Raw genomic sequence first — 17355 nt, 5'->3', positions numbered from 1 at the left:
CCGGTTTGGGCGGCACTCATAAAACAGCATAAGATTGTTTTCGGGAAACGGCGTAGCTTCGGCTATGCCGTTTTTCCGTTTGACAGGTCACCCAGCAAGGACGCGGGGAGTATTCCCACAAGGTCATAGGATATATCAATCTGCTGTTCCCTATGTCCGCTTGACTTGTCGGGAGCGTGAACATATACCGCCTTTACCATGTCATTCAAGACAGTGGGCATCAGCTCGTCCAAGTCTAAATACTTCCGTACCTTACCGATAAACCTGTCAATGTTTTCTGCCTGTTCTTCCTGCTGTATAATTTCTTCGTTCAGTTGCAACAGCTTTTCCCGCAATTCTTCCTGCTCCTGCTCGTAATCGTCAGAGAGCATTTGAAATCTACTGTCGGAGAGTTTCCCGCTGGCGTTATCTTCGTAAATACTCTTAAATAATCGGTCAAGTTCTTCAATACGCCGTTCGGCTTGCGTCAGTTGCCGCCGCTTCGCCGCGAGTTCTTTTTTCGCTTCGGCTTTCTGCTTCGCTCCCATAGCTTTTCTAAAGCGTTCCTCATGAGTAGACACACAGGCAATCACAAGCCGCATATGAGCAAGTACACCCTGCTCCAGTACAACGGCGCGGACAAAATGCGTCGGGCAGACCTCTTTCCCTTTGAGCCTTGAAGTGGAGCAAACAAAGTGGTCTTGTCGCGCTTCAAAATTTTTGCTTGTGCAGTAATACAGCTTTTCCCCACAATCAGCGCAGCGGACAATGCCGGAGAATAGATTGGTCTTTCCCGTCCTCGTCGGGCGGCGTTTGTTCTTCCGCAATTCCTGCACCCGTTCCCATGTGTCAGCGTCTATGATTGCTTCATGGGTATTCTCAAACACAAGTTGCTTTTCTTTGGGATTGTAACAGGTCTTTTTGCTCTTGTACGACTGCTTGTAGGTCTTGAAGTTTACCGTATGCCCTTGATACTCTGGACGCTCTAAAATGTCGGCTACGGTGTCGCCCGTCCAGTTGTACGGATTGTCCGGCGGCGTATTTCTCGTTGCTCTGCCTGTCCGCTGAAAATGGATAGTCGGCGTGATTACCCTGTCTGTTTTCAGAATACGGGCAATCTGCGACGGCCCGAAGCCCTCTAAACAGAGAGTAAATATCCGCTTGACTACTTCGGCGGCGGCTTCGTCCACAATCCAACGCTTTTTGTTGTCGGGGTCTTTCATGTAGCCGTAAGGCGGATTGGTACAAAGATGTTCGCCTGCTTCCCCTTTGGACTTCATCACAGCGCGGATTTTCTTGCTTGTATCTTTTGCATACCACTCGTTGATGATGTTCAAAAATGGGGTAAAGTCGCTGTCTGTTTGATTTGCGCTGTCAATACCGTTGTTAATGGCAATGAAGCGTACTCCCTTTTCCACAAACAGGACTTCGGTGTAAAATCCCACTTTCAGATAATCGCGCCCAAGTCGCGACATATCCTTGACTATCAGTGCGGACACTTCGCCGTTCTCAATCCGTTTTAACAGTTCGTTCCAACTCGGACGGTTGAAGTTCGTACCCGAATATCCGTCGTCCACAAAAAACAAGGTGTTTTTGAAGCCGTTTTCCTTTGCGTATTTACTTAAAATCGCCTTTTGATTTACAATGCTGTTGCTGTCGCCCTGCAACTCGCCATCTCTCGATAAGCGGCAATAGAGGGCGGTAATTTTGTTGTCAGACTGCCTTGACATAGAATGTTCCTCCTTTATCGGCGGGCAGTCTGCCAATACAGGATTGCATATTCCCATTTTAACGCTCTTTGCCCGTCATAACTGCCCGTAAAACGGTAGAGCGTCCTGCTGGATTTTATCACGACTTCACGCTTTGGCAATTCATAGGCAAGCGGATTTTTTACCACGATATGCCCATTTTTGATTTTTCGTTTCCGTTCCATTCCTTTCCCGTCCTTTCCTTTGAAATCGGGGTTTACAGTTTCGTAGCAAGCATAGGAACCGGATAGCCTGTTCCGTATTTTGCCCTGCAAAACGCTTGTTGGGAAGTATCCCAAACCCTCATTTTGTAAGCCTCTTGAATTGCAGAAGCAGCCGACGCTCCAATCGCCACACTTCTTTCATGAGCCGCTTTATCTCGTCCATATCGTCGGTGTAAATGTGCGCTGTTTCATTGATACGCCTTGCAATCTGATTGACGTTTACACCGATTTTCTGAAGCTGCGCCGTATGCGCTTTGACCTCTTGCAAATCTAAAACAATAATGTACTCGTCGATAAGCATTTTTCGAAAGTAAGCAGATAGATTTATCGTCGGTATTTGCTTCATCTTTTTTTCAATCAACGCCCGTTCTTCCTCTGTTACTCGTACAATGATTTGTACATTCCTTTTCCTATTCTCCATTCGCATTTCTCCTTTCACTTCCTACAACACCGCAGAGGGCGATTTTGACGAAGTTTCAGAGAAGATTTTTAAAAAAGTTCTCTCACTTCTTAATACGGGGAAAATCGAAAAATGCCAAACGGAACATCGATTTTGGATAAAAAAATATTGCAACACAGAATGGCTGCAACATTGACTTTAACTTGTCATTTACTTGTCATGTTATATGCGATACAATGAAAAGCAGAGGTGATGAAAATGCAGGAAAGTAGATTGTTTCGGATTGTATATTATCTTTTGGATAAAGGAAAATCGACTGCACCCGAACTCGCAGAAAAGTTTGAGGTGTCTGTAAGGACAATTTATCGGGATATAGATATAATCAGTAGTATGGGTATTCCTATTTATGCAACACAAGGCAAAGGCGGCGGTATTACGTTGCTTGATAACTTTGTCTTGGATAAAACTCTATTATCAACGAGGGAAAAAGAACAGATTTTGATGGCTTTACAAGGCATGATAGCGACAGAACAAAATAACGCTGACGAACTGCTTAGAAAATTGGGGAGCCTGTTTCAATCAAAAAACACGAACTGGATTGAAGTGGATTTTTCCAATTGGGTAAAAAATAATCTGGGGCAAGATATTTTTAATCTAATCAAGAGTGCCATTTTTAGCCGCAACGTCATTTCATTTCAGTATTTTGGCAGTAATAAAGAAAGTACACAGCGGCGGGTTGAGCCGTTGAGATTGGTATTTAAGAGTAAAGATTGGTATTTGTATGGCTTCTGCCTTATGCGTAATGACTACCGTTTTTTCAAATTGACGCGGATAAAAGATATGGAAATACAACCGGATGTTTATACCCGTGAGCTTCCGTCAGCATACTCGGTCGGAAAGTTAATGAATATTGAAAATACCATAGCCGTAAAATTAAAGTTTGATAAGAGAATGGCTTTTCGTGTATATGATGAATTTGCAAATGAGGTCACAGAGGATGAACAAGGCAATCTCTATGTTCAGACAAACTTACCCAGTAATGATGCGCTATACAGTTATTTGTTTTCCTTTGCTGATTATGTGGAACTCCTTGAACCGGAAATTATCCGAGGACGAGTGAAAGAAAAATTAGCTGCCATGCAGAAAAAATATGTAACCTGACATTAGGTTGCAAGTTATACGTTGTATAATTTGCTTAAAAACATGAGGTGCATATTGATGAAATACGAATGGAAAAAGCAGGAGAAAAATTTATATGGGGCAAAACCAATGCCCGCCTTGATTACTGTACCTATGCAGAGCTATATCATGATAGACGGAAAGGGAAATCCAAACGATGAGGATTTTTCAAACAGAGTAGCTGCGCTGTACGCATTGGCTTACGCCATAAAAATGGGGTATAAATCCGCCGCGACGAAAGGCGATACTACTTTAGGCATACACGATTTTGCTGTATATCCTTTAGAGGGAATATGGAAACAAGTACAAAGTGACGAACTTGTAAAGGAAGAACTGGAATACACCATTATGATACGGCAGCCGGATTTTATTACCGAGAGCATGGTATGTGCGGCATTAGAAATCGTGAAAAAGAAAAAGCCAAATCCATTGTATGAGAATATCCGCTTTGACACCATGCAGGACGGAAAATGTATTGAAATCCTGCATATCGGGGCATTTGATGATGAACCTGCCTCTTTTGAAAAAATGGCGCAGCTTGCAGTGAAAAGCGGCTTGAAGCATGACGAGAGTTATCACCGGGAAATCTATCTGAATAACGCCAACAGAGTGGAAAAAAGCAAACTCAAGACTATTTTGAGATTTTCAGTGAAGTAGTACGAAATCTACTAAACCAAATCATATTTAGTATAATGCCGTCATAACAGTAAATAAAAAAACCGTTGTTGTGGCGGCAGGATAACTATGCGCCTAACATAATAAAGTAGCCTAACGGCGGTTTTGAAATAACAATCAAAGCCGCCGTTTTCCTTTTGAAAAATTGGATTTGCGAGGGGCGTGATAAAGTTGCCTTTTTTAGGATATGGCGGTATCGAGGAGGTATCGTCATGTCCGTTTTATATCAACACTGTTTTCTAATCAGTAGCCTATTAAAAAAAGCCCATTTCTGCCTACGGGGTATTCCGACCATGAGTATGAACTCACAAATCATCATGTGTACTCCACTGCATCATATAGCATAGCCGCCTGTTCAGTTTTACGCTGCACGGGCGGTTTTTGTTATAGCCCCCACTCCAAACAGAAAGGGGGGTGAATATGATGTTATCCACAGAATACAGGGAAAGTATCGAACGCAGGTTTCACGCATTTTGCAAAGCCGTATTGCACAATGAAGCCTGTAATTATTACAGGGAAAGGAAACGCAGAACGCAGCGCGAAATATCCTTTGAATACTTGCAAGAGAATACTTCTTTTGCGCCGCACAGCACAGATAAATACTTTGTCTTGCAGGATAAGCCGACTGCCTTTGAAGTCAACGGACAGACGGTTATTATTAACAGCGAGAAGTTAGCCAAAGCCTTGTTGTGTTTGTCGGAAGGTTGGCGAGAAATTATCCTTATGCGCTATTTTCTGCAATTAAGAGATAAGCAGATTGGGGCGTTATTGGGAAAACCGGGCACAACGGTCAATTATCAGAAAAACGCAGCTTTGAAACAGTTGCGGACAGAAATGGAGAAGATGAATGAGGAAGAATAACAAATACAACCTTGTTCCCTATGAAGTGATTGAAAGAGCAATCACAGGCGATACTGCCGCGCTCCTTGCGGTGCAGGAAAGGCACAGAGCCTACATAGGCAGACTAAGCGGAGGGAACGCCAATATGAAAGAGCGATTGAACGCCAAGCTGCTTATAGCTGTTATGAAGTTTCGATTGGAGTATCAGCCGCTGCGCAAGTAGCAAAGCCAAAAACAGCCGTCAAGGATAAACTTCGCGCTTCGCGTCCTTGACGGTTGTTTCCGTCTTTGCTGTTGGGTAATCAAGAGGGCGCAAACGGATAGACCGCTTGCGCCCTCTCCAAATTATGGGGTTCGCTGTCACGCAATAGGGGTTGAAAAAACCTGTATTCATGCGGCCTTGTAAAGGCATAATGAGGATAGGTAAGGGTTTTATACTTGTACCCCTCAAAATGGTGTTCTACTGCGTAACATCATCATTGTTTATTTGTTTTCAAATAGAACTTTAAGCCGTTTTATAATCACCAAGATATTGAGTACAGCTACAATTGCTAAATAGTAAATACTTCCACTAATTATTTGCAAATACAGCGATTGCTTAAATTCTCCAATAAATAATGTAACAAATGAAATGAAAAGCAATAGCAAGCAGACAAGTGCTTCAAAAATCGTTGCATTAAACGTCTCTTTTAAAAGTTGCTTATATTTTGAATTTTTATTATCTTTATCTGCAAATGCGCACAAAATGCTAAGTGTAGAAAAAAACATAGCTATAAGAATTGATAAAATAATATTAAGATTATTCAATATTTCACTATCTACGCAACGTATATTTAAGATACCGATAGAAAATAAAACGGGAACAATAAAAATACTTACAAGTTGCAGTGGATTCCCTTTAAACACGCTAAAGTGTTCAAGGAATATTGAGCGCACATCAAGAAAATTGCTCATTTTCAAGGAAAAACTAAAAATCAAAACAACCGTTCCAACTATAAATAAAATTATAGATGCATTATTCACAAACTCCCCTCCTGTTTAACCGATATGCAGCACCATTTCCTCTAAATATTCTGTTGCTACTTTTGTAAAATGCTCAATGAGCATTGTCAAATTAGGGTGACCGTCAGCCATTTTTATTTCATCTGGTATAGCTTCTATAATACTAAGGTTTTCAAGATTATGTAGGTTTATTTTTCGAGTACGTCCACCAATATCAACTACAACCTTTAAGTTGTCATATTCTATCTGTTCAAATTCGAACAAATTATAGCGGCCACCTGCCACATATCGAATTTTATCCATCATACGGCTCCACATTTTTTCAGTAAAGTACAAATTACCAATTTCGCGAATCTCTGAGCCATATCCTTTACGTACATTATCCGAGTTATCACTTGATTTAATATTTTTAACCATCACTAACTTTTTTATATTGTCTTGTCGTATTATTTTTTTAACAAATAAATCGGGCGAGATAGTGTTGCATTTAAGTGTGATATGAAATCCATTTGAGAAAAACTCCTGCATTAAAGTAGTAGTTATCGTTTTTACACCAAATTGGCCGACATTTTGAAAGATAAACAATCCCTTTTGGACTACTACACGCTCGCTGTCTTTTGGAAAAACAACCATTAAATAAAATGGTCTTGTGTCTATATCGGATGATTTCTTTTTATATTTGACTTTTTGAGTGTTTCCATCAATAATATCAGACGAACTACCATATACGCCCGAATAAATTCTTGTGTAGAACATGCGGAAGTCATCGTTTTCTAATATATTATCTTCATTATATTCACATCTAAACGATTGTTGTTTATTATCATCTTTTACAAGACTCTCATGGGTCTTAAAAAATTGAACGAATATTTCTGATAAATCCTGAAAGTAACATTCTGTTCCATCTTCTTTTTGTAAAGTAAGAGGCATATTTAAATTAAAGATTTTTGTATTCCCTCTTGAATTGGTTTTTCGCAAATGGAAACTGCAAGCGGTCAAACTAAGATTAAACATCAACGCCCCTCCTCATTAGGTATTCTATGAATAATAATACCACAAAAATGATATATTGTCGAAAAAATAGAAGTAGCACATGAAAATTCACAAACATGTACTACTTCTATGTGCGTCCCTGTATGGCAGCTACCCTATATCAAGTTTGTTATGATACTGTTTTATGAGTAGCTACCTTTTGGCATCTTCTTTTTTGCAAGTGGCTTAAAAATGATTTAATCGTCTTCACCATTCATCCAGCTATCGAATTTTTCTAATACTTTATCATAGGTCTGCTGGGAAATATCAGGAAGCTTTCCACCCCAGGCTTTGGTAGCCTGATCGAAGCCCTTTTTAAAAGCATCTGCTAATTCCTGGGCCTTGGACTTATCATTACCGGATAATGCTTTTGCAAAATCTAAAATACGGTCAGAGGTCTGGTTTACACCCCAGTATCCGTCTTCTGCAATATCAGCCTGTGCCTGTGCCTTTACATCAGCAGAAACAGTGAAGTTACCGCCTGCAAGGAAAGACCACATATCATCGGCTTTGCCAATGGCTGCGCCCTGTTTGCTCATCATCTGTTCTACAATTCCGCGAAGCTGTGAAATACGGCTGTCAGAATCAGCTTTCATTTTTGCAATGAGAGCAGAGTTCTGTGTCTTTTGGGAAGAACTGCTCTTATCACTGGAGCCTTTTTCATAGATAACACCGGCAGCGGTGTCATTCTTCGAAGATTCGGTCTTCTTAGAAGAAACTTTGGAATCTGTGGCAACAGTGGATGCAGCAGATACATAATTGTTAATAGAATTAATTGCCATAATCTTAACCCTCCTTGGTCAAATGCTTACTAAGTATCCATTCTTAGTCTTATTCATATATTTTATCGGTAAGAATGGGACAAAATATAAGAGGAAGAATTGACCTTTTTTAGAAAAAATGATAACATAAATTTGTATCATGTATACAAAATACAGGAGAAAAACAATGGACGAACTTGCAGTAAAAGCACTGGCAAAAATAAATCTTGGATTGGACGTATTACGTCGGAGAGAAGATGGGTATCATGAAGTAAAGATGGTTATGCAGACCATTCATTTATATGACCAGCTTCATCTTAAGAAAATAGAGTCTGGCATACATTTAGAGACAAATCTTGGATTTCTTCCGGTAGATGAAAGTAATCTGGCTTACCGGGTAGCGAGACTTATGAAAGAAAAATATCAGATTGAAGAAGGCATTGATATCCGGCTGAATAAGCGGATTCCTGTTGCTGCCGGGATGGCAGGTGGAAGCACGGATGCCGCAGGTGTGCTTTATGGAATCAATGAATTATTCAATCTTGGAATAAAGCGGAAAGAACTGATGGAGCTGGGCGTTCAGATTGGGGCTGACGTACCGTATTGCATCATGCGTGGTACAGCTTTGGCAGAAGGCATTGGAGAAAAATTAACTTCACTGCCACCGATGGTGAAGTGTCCGGTAGTGATTGCCAAACCGCAGGTCAGTGTATCTACTAAATATGTCTATGAGAATCTGAAGTTGGATGAGCATACACAGCATCCTGACATTGATGCCTTAATACAGAATATCCGCACAAAGGATTTGCCGGCAATTGCAGGTAGTATGGGAAATCTTTTAGAAACGGTTACTGCAAAGAAGTATCCGGAGATAGAGAAGATAAAAGAACTGATGCGGGAAAATGGTGCATTGAATGCCATGATGAGTGGAAGTGGTCCGACAGTATTTGGACTTTTTGATGAACTGGAAACGGCAAAAATGGCAGCAGCGATTGTACGCCAGAGCGGGCTCGCAAGGCAGGTCTTTGTAACAGAGATTTATAATAATAGAAGATAACAACATGCTCTTTATAAAAAGGGTTGGAGGGTTAATATATGACAGATAATCTGGAATTAAATATGAATGCATATCTTCCTTTGCGAGATGTTGTATTTAATACACTTCGTGAGGCAATATTAAAAGGAGAATTAAAACCGGGTGAAAGACTGATGGAGCTGCAGCTGGCATCTAAGCTTGGAGTCAGCCGGACTCCGATTCGTGAGGCCATCCGGATGTTAGAGCAGGAGGGGCTTGCTGTAACCATACCGAGAAGAGGAGCCGAGGTTGCCCGCATGACAGAAAAGGACATGGAAGATGTGTTACAGATCCGGGCAGCTTTAGATGAACTGGCAGTGCAGCTTGCAACAGAACAGATTACAGATGAGCAGTTTGATGCATTAGAACAGGCAAGACAGAATTTTGAAAATTCTTTAAAAAGTGATGATGTAAAAGAAATTGCACAGGCAGATGTGGCATTTCATGATGCTATTTATAATGCTACCGGAAATGCAAAACTGGTATCCATGCTGAACAATCTGCGGGAGCAGATGTATCGTTACCGTGTAGAATATTTAAAGGACGAGACGATTTATCCGAGATTATTAAAGGAACATAAGGATATTGCAGAGAGTCTTCGCAGGAAGGACAAGTCCCGTGCTTCAGAAACCATGCGGGAGCATGTGAAGAATCAGGCAGAAGCAGTCAAAGATATGATCCGTCAGCAGGAACAAGACCAATAGCATAAAGAAACAGGAATAAAAAAACAAAATACGGAAACACTAAGGACAGACCATACAGGGTCTGTCCTTTTTGCATATGCACAGGTGACTGGAAAACCGCATGCTTATATGCAGAGCTGGCGGACATCCGATACTATAAAAATTATGCCAAGGAGTTGATTTATGCAGCAGAAAGAAGAGAAAATCGCAGGGCACACTGCAAAGCATATCGCAGGACACACCGCAGAACATACAACAGAACGTAATGCAGAATACAATGATGAAATTACAACCAGTTTGCAGGAAAATGCTGCACGTTTTCAGAAGATATTTTCCGGGTGTGCGGATATTAAAATGCGAACCATGAAGATTGGACAGAAGCAGCAGATTGCGTGTATGGCAGCATACATAGAGATAACCGGTGGTGGAGCAATTTTTGAGAAATCTCTCGTTGGCAGGCTTTTAAACGAATTGTGTCATTATAATGAAAAAGAAGTCTATGAGCGGCTGTCGCAGAATGCCCTTGGCTTATCGGATGTTACGCCCTTTGATACTTTTTCGGATGCAGCAGCAGGTCTTCTGACCGGAGATACCATTCTATTTATAGATGGCTATGATAAAGCGTTAAAGATTCCGGATAAGGGATACCCGTCTATGGGAATTTCAGAAGTAAATTCAGAAAAGGTAATCCGGGGCTCTAATGAAGGATTTACCGAGTCCGTAAAAGCGAATACGGCATTGGTACGTAAGAGGATTCGTTCTCCGAAAGTAAAGGTAAAAGAGAAAAAGATAGGGCTGCGCAGTAAGACCAATGTGGATTTGATGTATATGGAGGATTTGATTTATCCCGGAGTTTTAGAGGAGGTAGAAAAGCGGCTTGACGGATTTGAAATTGACGGAGTCTTAGACAGTGGAATCATTGAACAGCTTACAGAAGAAAAATGGTATTCTCCATTTCCGCAGTTTCAGACCACACAGCGGCCGGACCGGGCAGCTATGGCAATTTTAGAGGGAAGGGTAGTGCTGATTGCGGATAATTCACCAATTGCACTGATTCTGCCGACGGATTATAACTCCTTCATACAGACCAGTGATGACTATTACAACCGCTGGGAAATTGCATCATTGGGAAGAATGTTACGTTTTCTGGCTTCTTTTTTTGCCATGACATTACCGGGACTGTATCTTGCAGTCTGTAATTTTCATACACAGATACTGCCGACGAAATTGCTGTTATCCTTTGCAGCAGCAAGACAAGGAGTGCCGTTTCCCGGGGTGGTAGAGGTGCTTTTGATGGAGTTATCCTTTGAACTGTTGCGGGAAGCAGGCGTGCGCCTTCCGGGAGCTATGGGGAATACCATAGGAATTGTCGGTGGGCTGATTATCGGACAGGCGGCGGTGGAAGCAAATCTGGTCAGTCCTATCGTGGTAATTGTGGTGGCATTTACAGCACTTTGTTCCTTTGCGGTACCCAATGAAGAATTTGCAACAGCATTTCGCATCTTGAAATTTTTCTTTATTGCCATGTGTGCGTGGCTGGGCTTTTTCGGCTTTTTGATGGCTTTGCTTGCGGTACTCATTCATCTGTCACATCTTAAGAGTTTTGGCATTCCATATCTGATGCCCTTTGTAGGGGCAGATGTAACGGATTATCAGGATGAGCGGGACAGTCTGCTACGTCTGCCATTATATCAACTGCGGCACAGACCGGTTTTTGCGAGACGCCACAATCGTCTGCGGCTTAGGAGGAAAAAGTAATTATGTTTTCAGAAAATCAGAAAATACCAGAGAGGCAGATGGCAAGGCTCCTGATTTTTGATATGTGCGGAATCAGTACGTTGCTGCTTCCCGGACTGTTAGGAAAAATGCTTGGGACAGACGGCGTATTTGCCATATTGCTGGGAGCAGTGCCGGTGTATCTATTTACCTTTCTTCCAGAGCTGCTACAGGAAAAGCGGAAAAACAGTAATACCAGAAATGGCAGTAATACCAGTAATACCAGCAATATCAGTAACATCGGGAAAAGTTATCCGGAGATTTTAAAGAAACAAGGCAATGGTTTTATTCGTATTTTTGTATTGGTAGTCTATACAGTCGAGGGAATTCTGCTGGCGGGCTATGGCTTATTTCTTTTAAGTGACCTGATGGTGAGTGAGTTGTTAAAGGACAGTTCATTTGTGCTGGCAGCAGTTTTACTAATGCTTTTATGTGGCTATGGAATCTGGCAGGGCATCGAAGGGCGTGCCCGGGTGTATGAAATCCTGTTCTGGTTTGTATTTCTTCCACTTATTTTAATGCTGCTTCTGGCAACAAAGGATGTCAATACGATTTACTGGACTCCGGTAATGGTACATTCCTGGGGAAACTTTGTGAAAGGGACAGCGGCAGTTGTGCTTCTGTATGGCACAATGGCATTTGTTTTGTTTTTACAGCCCTATCTTGCAGAAAATGTCCGAGTAGGACGGACATGCCGGAAAAGCCTTTGTGTTACAGTGATTTTTAATGCTGCAATCTATCTGATTACGCTTGGCATCTTTGGCAGTGGCATGCTGCCGAAAATGAAATATCCGGCAATTACATTAATGAGCATGATAAAACTGCCAGGCGGTTTCTTCGAACGGCAGGATGCCTTTATGGTAGCAATCTGGTTCTTTACAATTTACGCATTTATCAATACCGGAATGTTTTATGCCTCGGATTTGCTGAAAGCTGTATGGCAAAAGGAAGGACACCAGAAAGCGGATGGGAAAAATGAAGCGATTCAGGGAAAAGCCGATGCGAAAAGTATAGAAAAATTGATAATACTAATTGTAATGATTCTTACATTTGCAGTCACATTGCTTTTTTACCGGCTACCGGAGTGGAAAATAATATTTATATGGATTCAGGCAATTGCATTTCTTCCGTTGACGGTAATTCTTCCGCTGTGCATTGGAGAGATAAGTAAATGCCGGGAAAAGGGATAGTGAAAAGGGATAGTGAAAAAGGATAGCGGAAAAAATGGTGAAAAGGAGCAGCAGTATGAAAAATAGAATCGTGACAATTGTTTCCATGATATTTTTGGCAGTCTTATGCCTTGGCGGCTGTGGAAATACAGAGTTGGAAGAACGGAATTTTCCATTGGCAGCAGCGGTGACTTTGACAAAGGAGAACTATCAGATGGCATTTGGCTTTGAGCAGCTTAAGGATGTGGCAGATGAGAAAAGCGAAAAAGAGAATACATCGGTACTTCTGGCGGAAGGAAAAGACTGCATGGAGCTGTTTTTACATGCAGATGGGGAAAATCCTGGAGAGATGGATTATAACCATTTAAAGGCATTGATTCTAAACCGGTCGCTTTTAGAGGATGAAAAGCGGCTGGGGGCATTTCTTGGGTATCTGGAAGAGGAAAATCTTTTTTCGAGGAATACGCTGCTTTTTGTTACGGAGGATGAACCGGATCAGGTGATGGAGATGGATACAGTTTTAAAAGAGCCGGTAGGAACTTATCTGAATGAAAGAATTGCCTCGGATGAACGTTTTAAGGACAGTGAGGCAGTTACCCTGGGCAGCCTGTTCCGGATATGGGAAAATGAGAACGAAAATCTGTGGATTCCCTATATTAACTGTGCAGAAGATAAAATGATACTGGAAAAATATTATCTGATGCAGGGCAGGATGGCAGCAGGCAAAGTGGACCGGGAAACGGGAGAACTGGCTTTGCTCTCAGAGCAGAAGATGAAAAGCTACAGCATTTCACTTGAAGATGCAGAAAGTGTAACACTTAGTAATTTATGCTGCAGCTATGCTTTTACGGAGCAGAATGGCCAGGTGACGGAAACCGTTACAATAAAGGCGGATGGAAAGTATCAGGGCAACAGGGAACGACTGCAGAAAACAAAGCACAGGGATGAAAAATTGGAAGATCTTCATACAGACAGTCAGGATGAAAATGCTCTGATGGAAGTGGAAGCAGAAATAGAGCAGACTTTGGAAGAAAAGATGGATGCCATGACAGAAAAATTGCAACAGAATCAGAATGCAGATGGAACAAACAGTTATTATAAATTAGGGGCATATGCAAGGGATATTTATTTGCAGTTTCAGAAGGATTGGAGCGGTTACCGGAAAAACCTGACAGTGGAATATCATTGGGATGTCACGCTGGTGACATCTCCGTAGGATGCTGGACACCCGGTTACACTGGTAACATTTTTGTAAGATGTCTGGTTCTGGTGATGCTGATGGCAGCCTATTATTTCTTAAGTTAATTTATTAATTTGACTTAGATTGGGCAAAAACAGAAAGATTACATTACTTTTTGCCCAAAATGAGTTGCAGAAGGAAGCATAGTCTTTGTTATTTGCTTCTGATTGGGTAAAAAGACTTCATTTTTCTAGAATCTTACCCAAACCGAGAGAACTTCGGAGATAACAGCAGAGGAGATTGGGCAAAAAAGAGTCATTTTTCTTAAATTATATCCAAATCAACTTCACCAGCGACTTTTGAGAGAAAAGTCGCAAACTCAACCGTGTCCCCAAAAAGAAAAGTTACAAGCTCAGCCGCATCCCACCAAGAAAAATTTACAACCCCACCCCATTTCTACATAAAATTTTCTCCCCCAAAAAGTTATCAAAATGTATAGAAAAAATTTTTTCGGTTATATTCCAGATAGAAAGTCAGAATGGTATGGCGAAAGAAAGCGTAGCAAGGAAAAGCAGAAATAAGAAATCAGAAACATGAAAAGGAGTTTTACCATGAAAGAATATAACCGAAAAAAATTGTATTTAAAAAGGGCGTTGTTCTATGGCATGCTGTTATTACTGTTGGTATTTACGGCAGGCAGTGCGAAAAAGGCTTATGAGGGGCGAAGAATGCAGGAAGAGATTGCAGAAAAGATTCTGCGTTTCCATGTCAGGGCAAACAGTGACGGAGATGAAGACCAGAAACTGAAACTTAAGGTGCGGGATGCGGTTGGAAAAGAGATGGGAGAACTTTTGCAGGATGCTAAGACAGCCGAAGAAAGCAGCCGGATTGCAAGAGAACACTTCCCGGAAATTATACATATTGCAAAAGAAGTCATCCGGCAGGAGGGCTATGATTATCCGGTAGAGGTGAAATTATCTTCCGTGGAGTTCCCGGTAAAGACCTATGGCAGTTATACGTTCCCGGCGGGAACTTATCAGGCACTGGAAGTGATTATCGGAGCAGGCATGGGACATAACTGGTGGTGTGTCATGTATCCGAATATGTGCTTTGAAGGAAGTGTCTATGAGGTTGTGGATGGTAAATCAGAAAAGGTATTGAAGGATACCTTGAGTGAGACGGAATATCAGTCTCTGATGGAAGAGAAGAATTATAAGATTTCATGGAAATGGCTGGATTTCTGGGATAAATAGTGCTATACTGACCTGGATTTCTATAGAAGGAGCGGATTAGATGACAAAAGATGTAATTGTATCAATCAGCGGATTACAGATGCCGGCAGAAGGAGAAGCAGAGCCGGTTGAAGTGATTACAGTAGGGGATTATTACCAGAAAAACGGAAAACATTATGTGCTGTATGAAGAAGTAAATGAAGGTTTTGAAGGAAGCACAAAGAATATAATCAAGATGCAGGAAAACTGTATTGATATTACAAAAAAAGGAGTTTCCAATGTACACATGGTCTTTGAAAAGAACCGGAAAAATATGTCTTATTATGGAACGCCATTTGGAAATCTTCTGGTTGGAATTGATGCAAAGGATATTAAAGTGGAAGAGACAGAACATTGTATTGATGTGCAGATAGATTATGCATTGGAGGTAAACTATGAGCATCTGGCAGACTGTACCATTAAGATGAAGATTGCATCAAAAGAAAAAGGCGAATTCAGTCTTGCGTAGCTGGATGTATAAAAATAGAGCTGGGTGAAAACCCAGCTCAAGTTATTTTATTTACCAGCTTTTTCTTTTAACTTTGCCATAAAGCCTTTTTTCTTTTTGGCAGGCGCTTCGATAGGGCCACGCATTCCTTTTACTGCAGTAATGTAAAGCCCGCTGACAGTAGCTTTTACTTCCTTCTTAACCGGAACAGAATCAAAAATCTGTCCGTCACAGATTAAAGTCATAACCTTTGGACCAACCTTTGCTTTGACGATTGGAAGTTTGGAACGGCGGAGCATTTTCGGAGTCTGGGCAATGACATTTGCCGGAAGACCGGAATCTTTAAGCCGCATCTTCTTCTTATCGATAATCAGCATGGAAATGGTCTGTGCTGCTGCTGCAATCTGGGCATCCTGTTCTTCTTTCTTTTTCTGAGCTCGTTTGCCCACAAAATAAAGAACAATCAGGGCAATAATCATAATAATCAGTATTGTTAATAATACAATCGCAAATTTTGGCACGATGAAAACCTCCTTAAGTAAAATCCAAATATGATTGTATCATTGATTGGCAGGATTGACAACCTGCAAATGCGAAAAATTCTATGAAATGCTTTTATTTTCGGTGAAAATGTGGTATCTTTAGAAAGTATGACTGACTGGAAAAATCCAGCCTTTGAATGAAAGACAGAAGGGAAATAAACATGAAGAAGAAAATAGTAGCAGTATTGTTATGCCTGACACTGGCATTTTCAGTAACTGGCTGTGGAAAAGACAAGAAAAGTGAATCGGTAGAGAATACAGAGAGCACAGAAGTGGTATCCAGTGCGGCAATTGATTTTGACCCGCTTGATTATGTGGAACTGGGCGATTATATGGGATTGTCAGTAGCTTTGACAGACGATTATTCCGTAAGTGATGATGATGTGAAGACTTTTATTGAGAATAGCGTAATTACCAACTATCCATACTATGTAGATACGGATAAAACAGTGGTAGAGGATGGAGATGCTGTAAATATCGATTATGAAGGATTAAAAGATGGTGTGGCATTCAGCGGTGGAACTGCAACAGATACGGTCTTAGAGATTGGAAGCAATACGTTTATTGACGGCTTCGAAGAAGGACTGATTGGTGCAAAAGTAGGGGATAAAGTAACCTTGAATCTTACATTCCCGGAAAGCTATAAAAATACAGACCTGGCAGGACAGGCGGTTGTGTTTAATGTAACCATCAATAAAATTGTTGAGAAACAGGATATTACTTATGACAATATGACAGATGAATATGTGGCATATGTCAATGCTAAGGCCAGCCTTGGCTATGATACGGTAGATGAGATGAAGGCAGATGCACGCAATTATCTGGAATCTTCTAAGGAATCCTCCAAGAAATCTGCAATCCGTTCTGCAGTAATGGACAAGTTAGGAGAGGTATGTACCGTAAAGGAACTTCCGGATGGACTTCTGGATGCCCGTATGGAAGAGGTAATGGCACAGTATGAATCCTATTACTGTAGCGATGGAAGCAGCCTTAAGGATTATGTGGAAAATACAGCAAATCAGGATTATGATGAATTTGTAAGCAATGTAACTGACGAAGTGACATCAGATCTTAAGACACAGATGATTTTAGAGGCAATTGCAGAAAAGGAAGGCATTGAGTTTGACCAGGATGGCTTTGACAGCTACGTTGGAAATCTTATGAGCAATTACAGCTACAGCGATGAATCCACATTATACAAATCATATGGATTGAGCGCAGACAGCGGAAAAGAATATTTAAAGAAAGTATATGTATGCAATCTGGCACTTCAGAAAGTAGTTGACAGTGCAACTGTTGAAGATGAGGCAGGAACAGAAAATGTTACAGATACTGAATTAAATACAGAAAACTAAAAAGGATTAGAAAATT

Annotated in this window: 19 protein-coding genes; 12 read left to right on the top strand and 7 right to left on the bottom strand. The window is 41.1% G+C overall.

The window, feature by feature from the left end; translation table 11 throughout:
- Positions 1 to 62: 62 nt before the first annotated feature.
- The 3 genes from DV740_RS07040 to DV740_RS07030 form a co-directional block, all read right to left on the bottom strand.
- A complete protein-coding gene (locus DV740_RS07040; protein WP_118087756.1) occupies positions 63 to 1709 on the bottom strand; it encodes a recombinase family protein in 1647 nt (548 codons plus the stop codon).
- A gap of 14 nt (positions 1710 to 1723) precedes the next feature.
- Complete coding sequence (locus DV740_RS07035) at positions 1724 to 1912, bottom strand: hypothetical protein (RefSeq protein ID WP_118087755.1); 189 nt, start codon at positions 1910 to 1912, stop codon at positions 1724 to 1726.
- Positions 1913 to 2030: 118 nt separating this feature from the next.
- Entirely contained in the window at positions 2031 to 2372 is a 342-nt protein-coding gene (locus DV740_RS07030) for a plasmid mobilization protein (protein WP_118087754.1), read from the bottom strand.
- Positions 2373 to 2609: 237 nt separating this feature from the next.
- Here DV740_RS07030 and DV740_RS07025 point away from each other — a divergent pair, with 237 nt between their 5' ends.
- The 4 genes from DV740_RS07025 (at position 2610) to DV740_RS07010 (ending at position 5268) form a co-directional block, all read left to right on the top strand.
- Positions 2610 to 3512, top strand: a complete 903-nt coding sequence (locus tag DV740_RS07025; RefSeq protein WP_118087972.1) for a helix-turn-helix transcriptional regulator — start codon at positions 2610 to 2612, stop codon at positions 3510 to 3512.
- A gap of 57 nt (positions 3513 to 3569) precedes the next feature.
- Positions 3570 to 4187 carry a GyrI-like domain-containing protein gene (locus DV740_RS07020; RefSeq protein ID WP_118087753.1) on the top strand — a complete coding sequence of 206 codons (618 nt, stop codon included), beginning with the start codon at positions 3570 to 3572 and terminating at the stop codon, positions 4185 to 4187.
- A gap of 438 nt (positions 4188 to 4625) precedes the next feature.
- Positions 4626 to 5066, top strand: coding sequence for an RNA polymerase sigma factor (locus DV740_RS07015; RefSeq protein ID WP_118087752.1), 441 nt, complete (start codon positions 4626 to 4628; stop codon positions 5064 to 5066).
- Positions 5053 to 5268 (top strand): helix-turn-helix domain-containing protein, encoded by a 216-nt coding sequence (locus DV740_RS07010; protein WP_118087751.1) that lies wholly within the window; start codon positions 5053 to 5055, stop codon positions 5266 to 5268. The genes DV740_RS07015 and DV740_RS07010 overlap by 14 nt, the downstream gene beginning before the upstream one ends.
- Positions 5269 to 5528: 260 nt before the next feature.
- Here the strand turns inward: DV740_RS07010 and DV740_RS07005 are convergent, their stop codons facing one another.
- The 3 genes from DV740_RS07005 to DV740_RS06995 all read right to left on the bottom strand — a co-directional run bounded on the left by DV740_RS07005 (position 5529) and on the right by DV740_RS06995 (position 7861).
- Entirely contained in the window at positions 5529 to 6068 is a 540-nt protein-coding gene (locus DV740_RS07005; RefSeq protein WP_118087750.1) for a hypothetical protein, read from the bottom strand.
- A gap of 15 nt (positions 6069 to 6083) precedes the next feature.
- Positions 6084 to 7061 (bottom strand): hypothetical protein, encoded by a 978-nt coding sequence (locus DV740_RS07000; protein WP_242863542.1) that lies wholly within the window; start codon positions 7059 to 7061, stop codon positions 6084 to 6086.
- A 215-nt stretch (positions 7062 to 7276) separates the two neighbouring features.
- Complete coding sequence (locus tag DV740_RS06995; protein ID WP_118087749.1) at positions 7277 to 7861, bottom strand: hypothetical protein; 585 nt, start codon at positions 7859 to 7861, stop codon at positions 7277 to 7279.
- Positions 7862 to 8027: 166 nt separating this feature from the next.
- On the opposite strand from DV740_RS06995, the gene ispE reads away from it, so the two are divergent.
- The 7 genes from ispE (at position 8028) to DV740_RS06960 (ending at position 15463) form a co-directional block, all read left to right on the top strand.
- Positions 8028 to 8897 carry a 4-(cytidine 5'-diphospho)-2-C-methyl-D-erythritol kinase gene (gene ispE, locus DV740_RS06990; protein ID WP_118087748.1) on the top strand — a complete coding sequence of 290 codons (870 nt, stop codon included), beginning with the start codon at positions 8028 to 8030 and terminating at the stop codon, positions 8895 to 8897.
- 38 nt (positions 8898 to 8935) lie between these two features.
- On the top strand, positions 8936 to 9619 hold the full coding sequence (locus DV740_RS06985) for a GntR family transcriptional regulator (RefSeq protein ID WP_117841736.1): 684 nt from the start codon (positions 8936 to 8938) through the stop codon (positions 9617 to 9619).
- A 162-nt stretch (positions 9620 to 9781) separates the two neighbouring features.
- Positions 9782 to 11356, top strand: coding sequence for a spore germination protein (locus tag DV740_RS06980; RefSeq protein WP_118087747.1), 1575 nt, complete (start codon positions 9782 to 9784; stop codon positions 11354 to 11356).
- Between the two features lie 2 nt (positions 11357 to 11358).
- The gene (locus DV740_RS06975) at positions 11359 to 12564 is read left to right on the top strand and encodes a GerAB/ArcD/ProY family transporter (RefSeq protein ID WP_118087746.1); all 1206 of its coding nucleotides are present in this window, start codon (positions 11359 to 11361) and stop codon (positions 12562 to 12564) included.
- 55 nt (positions 12565 to 12619) lie between these two features.
- Positions 12620 to 13759: a Ger(x)C family spore germination protein gene (locus DV740_RS06970; RefSeq protein ID WP_158561537.1), complete on the top strand. Its 1140-nt coding sequence runs from the start codon at positions 12620 to 12622 to the stop codon at positions 13757 to 13759.
- A 575-nt stretch (positions 13760 to 14334) separates the two neighbouring features.
- Positions 14335 to 14976, top strand: a complete 642-nt coding sequence (spoIIR, locus tag DV740_RS06965) for a stage II sporulation protein R (protein ID WP_242994235.1) — start codon at positions 14335 to 14337, stop codon at positions 14974 to 14976.
- Between the two features lie 40 nt (positions 14977 to 15016).
- Positions 15017 to 15463, top strand: coding sequence for a DUF1934 domain-containing protein (locus DV740_RS06960; protein ID WP_118057301.1), 447 nt, complete (start codon positions 15017 to 15019; stop codon positions 15461 to 15463).
- A 47-nt stretch (positions 15464 to 15510) separates the two neighbouring features.
- On the opposite strand, the gene DV740_RS06955 is transcribed toward DV740_RS06960, so the two are convergent.
- The gene (locus tag DV740_RS06955; protein WP_117698024.1) at positions 15511 to 15921 is read right to left on the bottom strand and encodes a hypothetical protein; all 411 of its coding nucleotides are present in this window, start codon (positions 15919 to 15921) and stop codon (positions 15511 to 15513) included.
- Positions 15922 to 16145: 224 nt separating this feature from the next.
- On the opposite strand from DV740_RS06955, the gene tig reads away from it, so the two are divergent.
- Positions 16146 to 17339, top strand: a complete 1194-nt coding sequence (gene tig, locus DV740_RS06950; protein WP_158561536.1) for a trigger factor — start codon at positions 16146 to 16148, stop codon at positions 17337 to 17339.
- Positions 17340 to 17355 lie beyond the last annotated feature (16 nt).

The sequence above is a fragment of the Roseburia sp. AF02-12 genome, from assembly GCF_003461765.1.
Lineage (GTDB): Bacteria > Bacillota > Clostridia > Lachnospirales > Lachnospiraceae > Roseburia_C > Roseburia_C amylophila.
The sequence above is the reverse complement of the archived record's forward strand: the minus strand, read 5'-3'. Positions and strand labels throughout refer to the sequence as shown.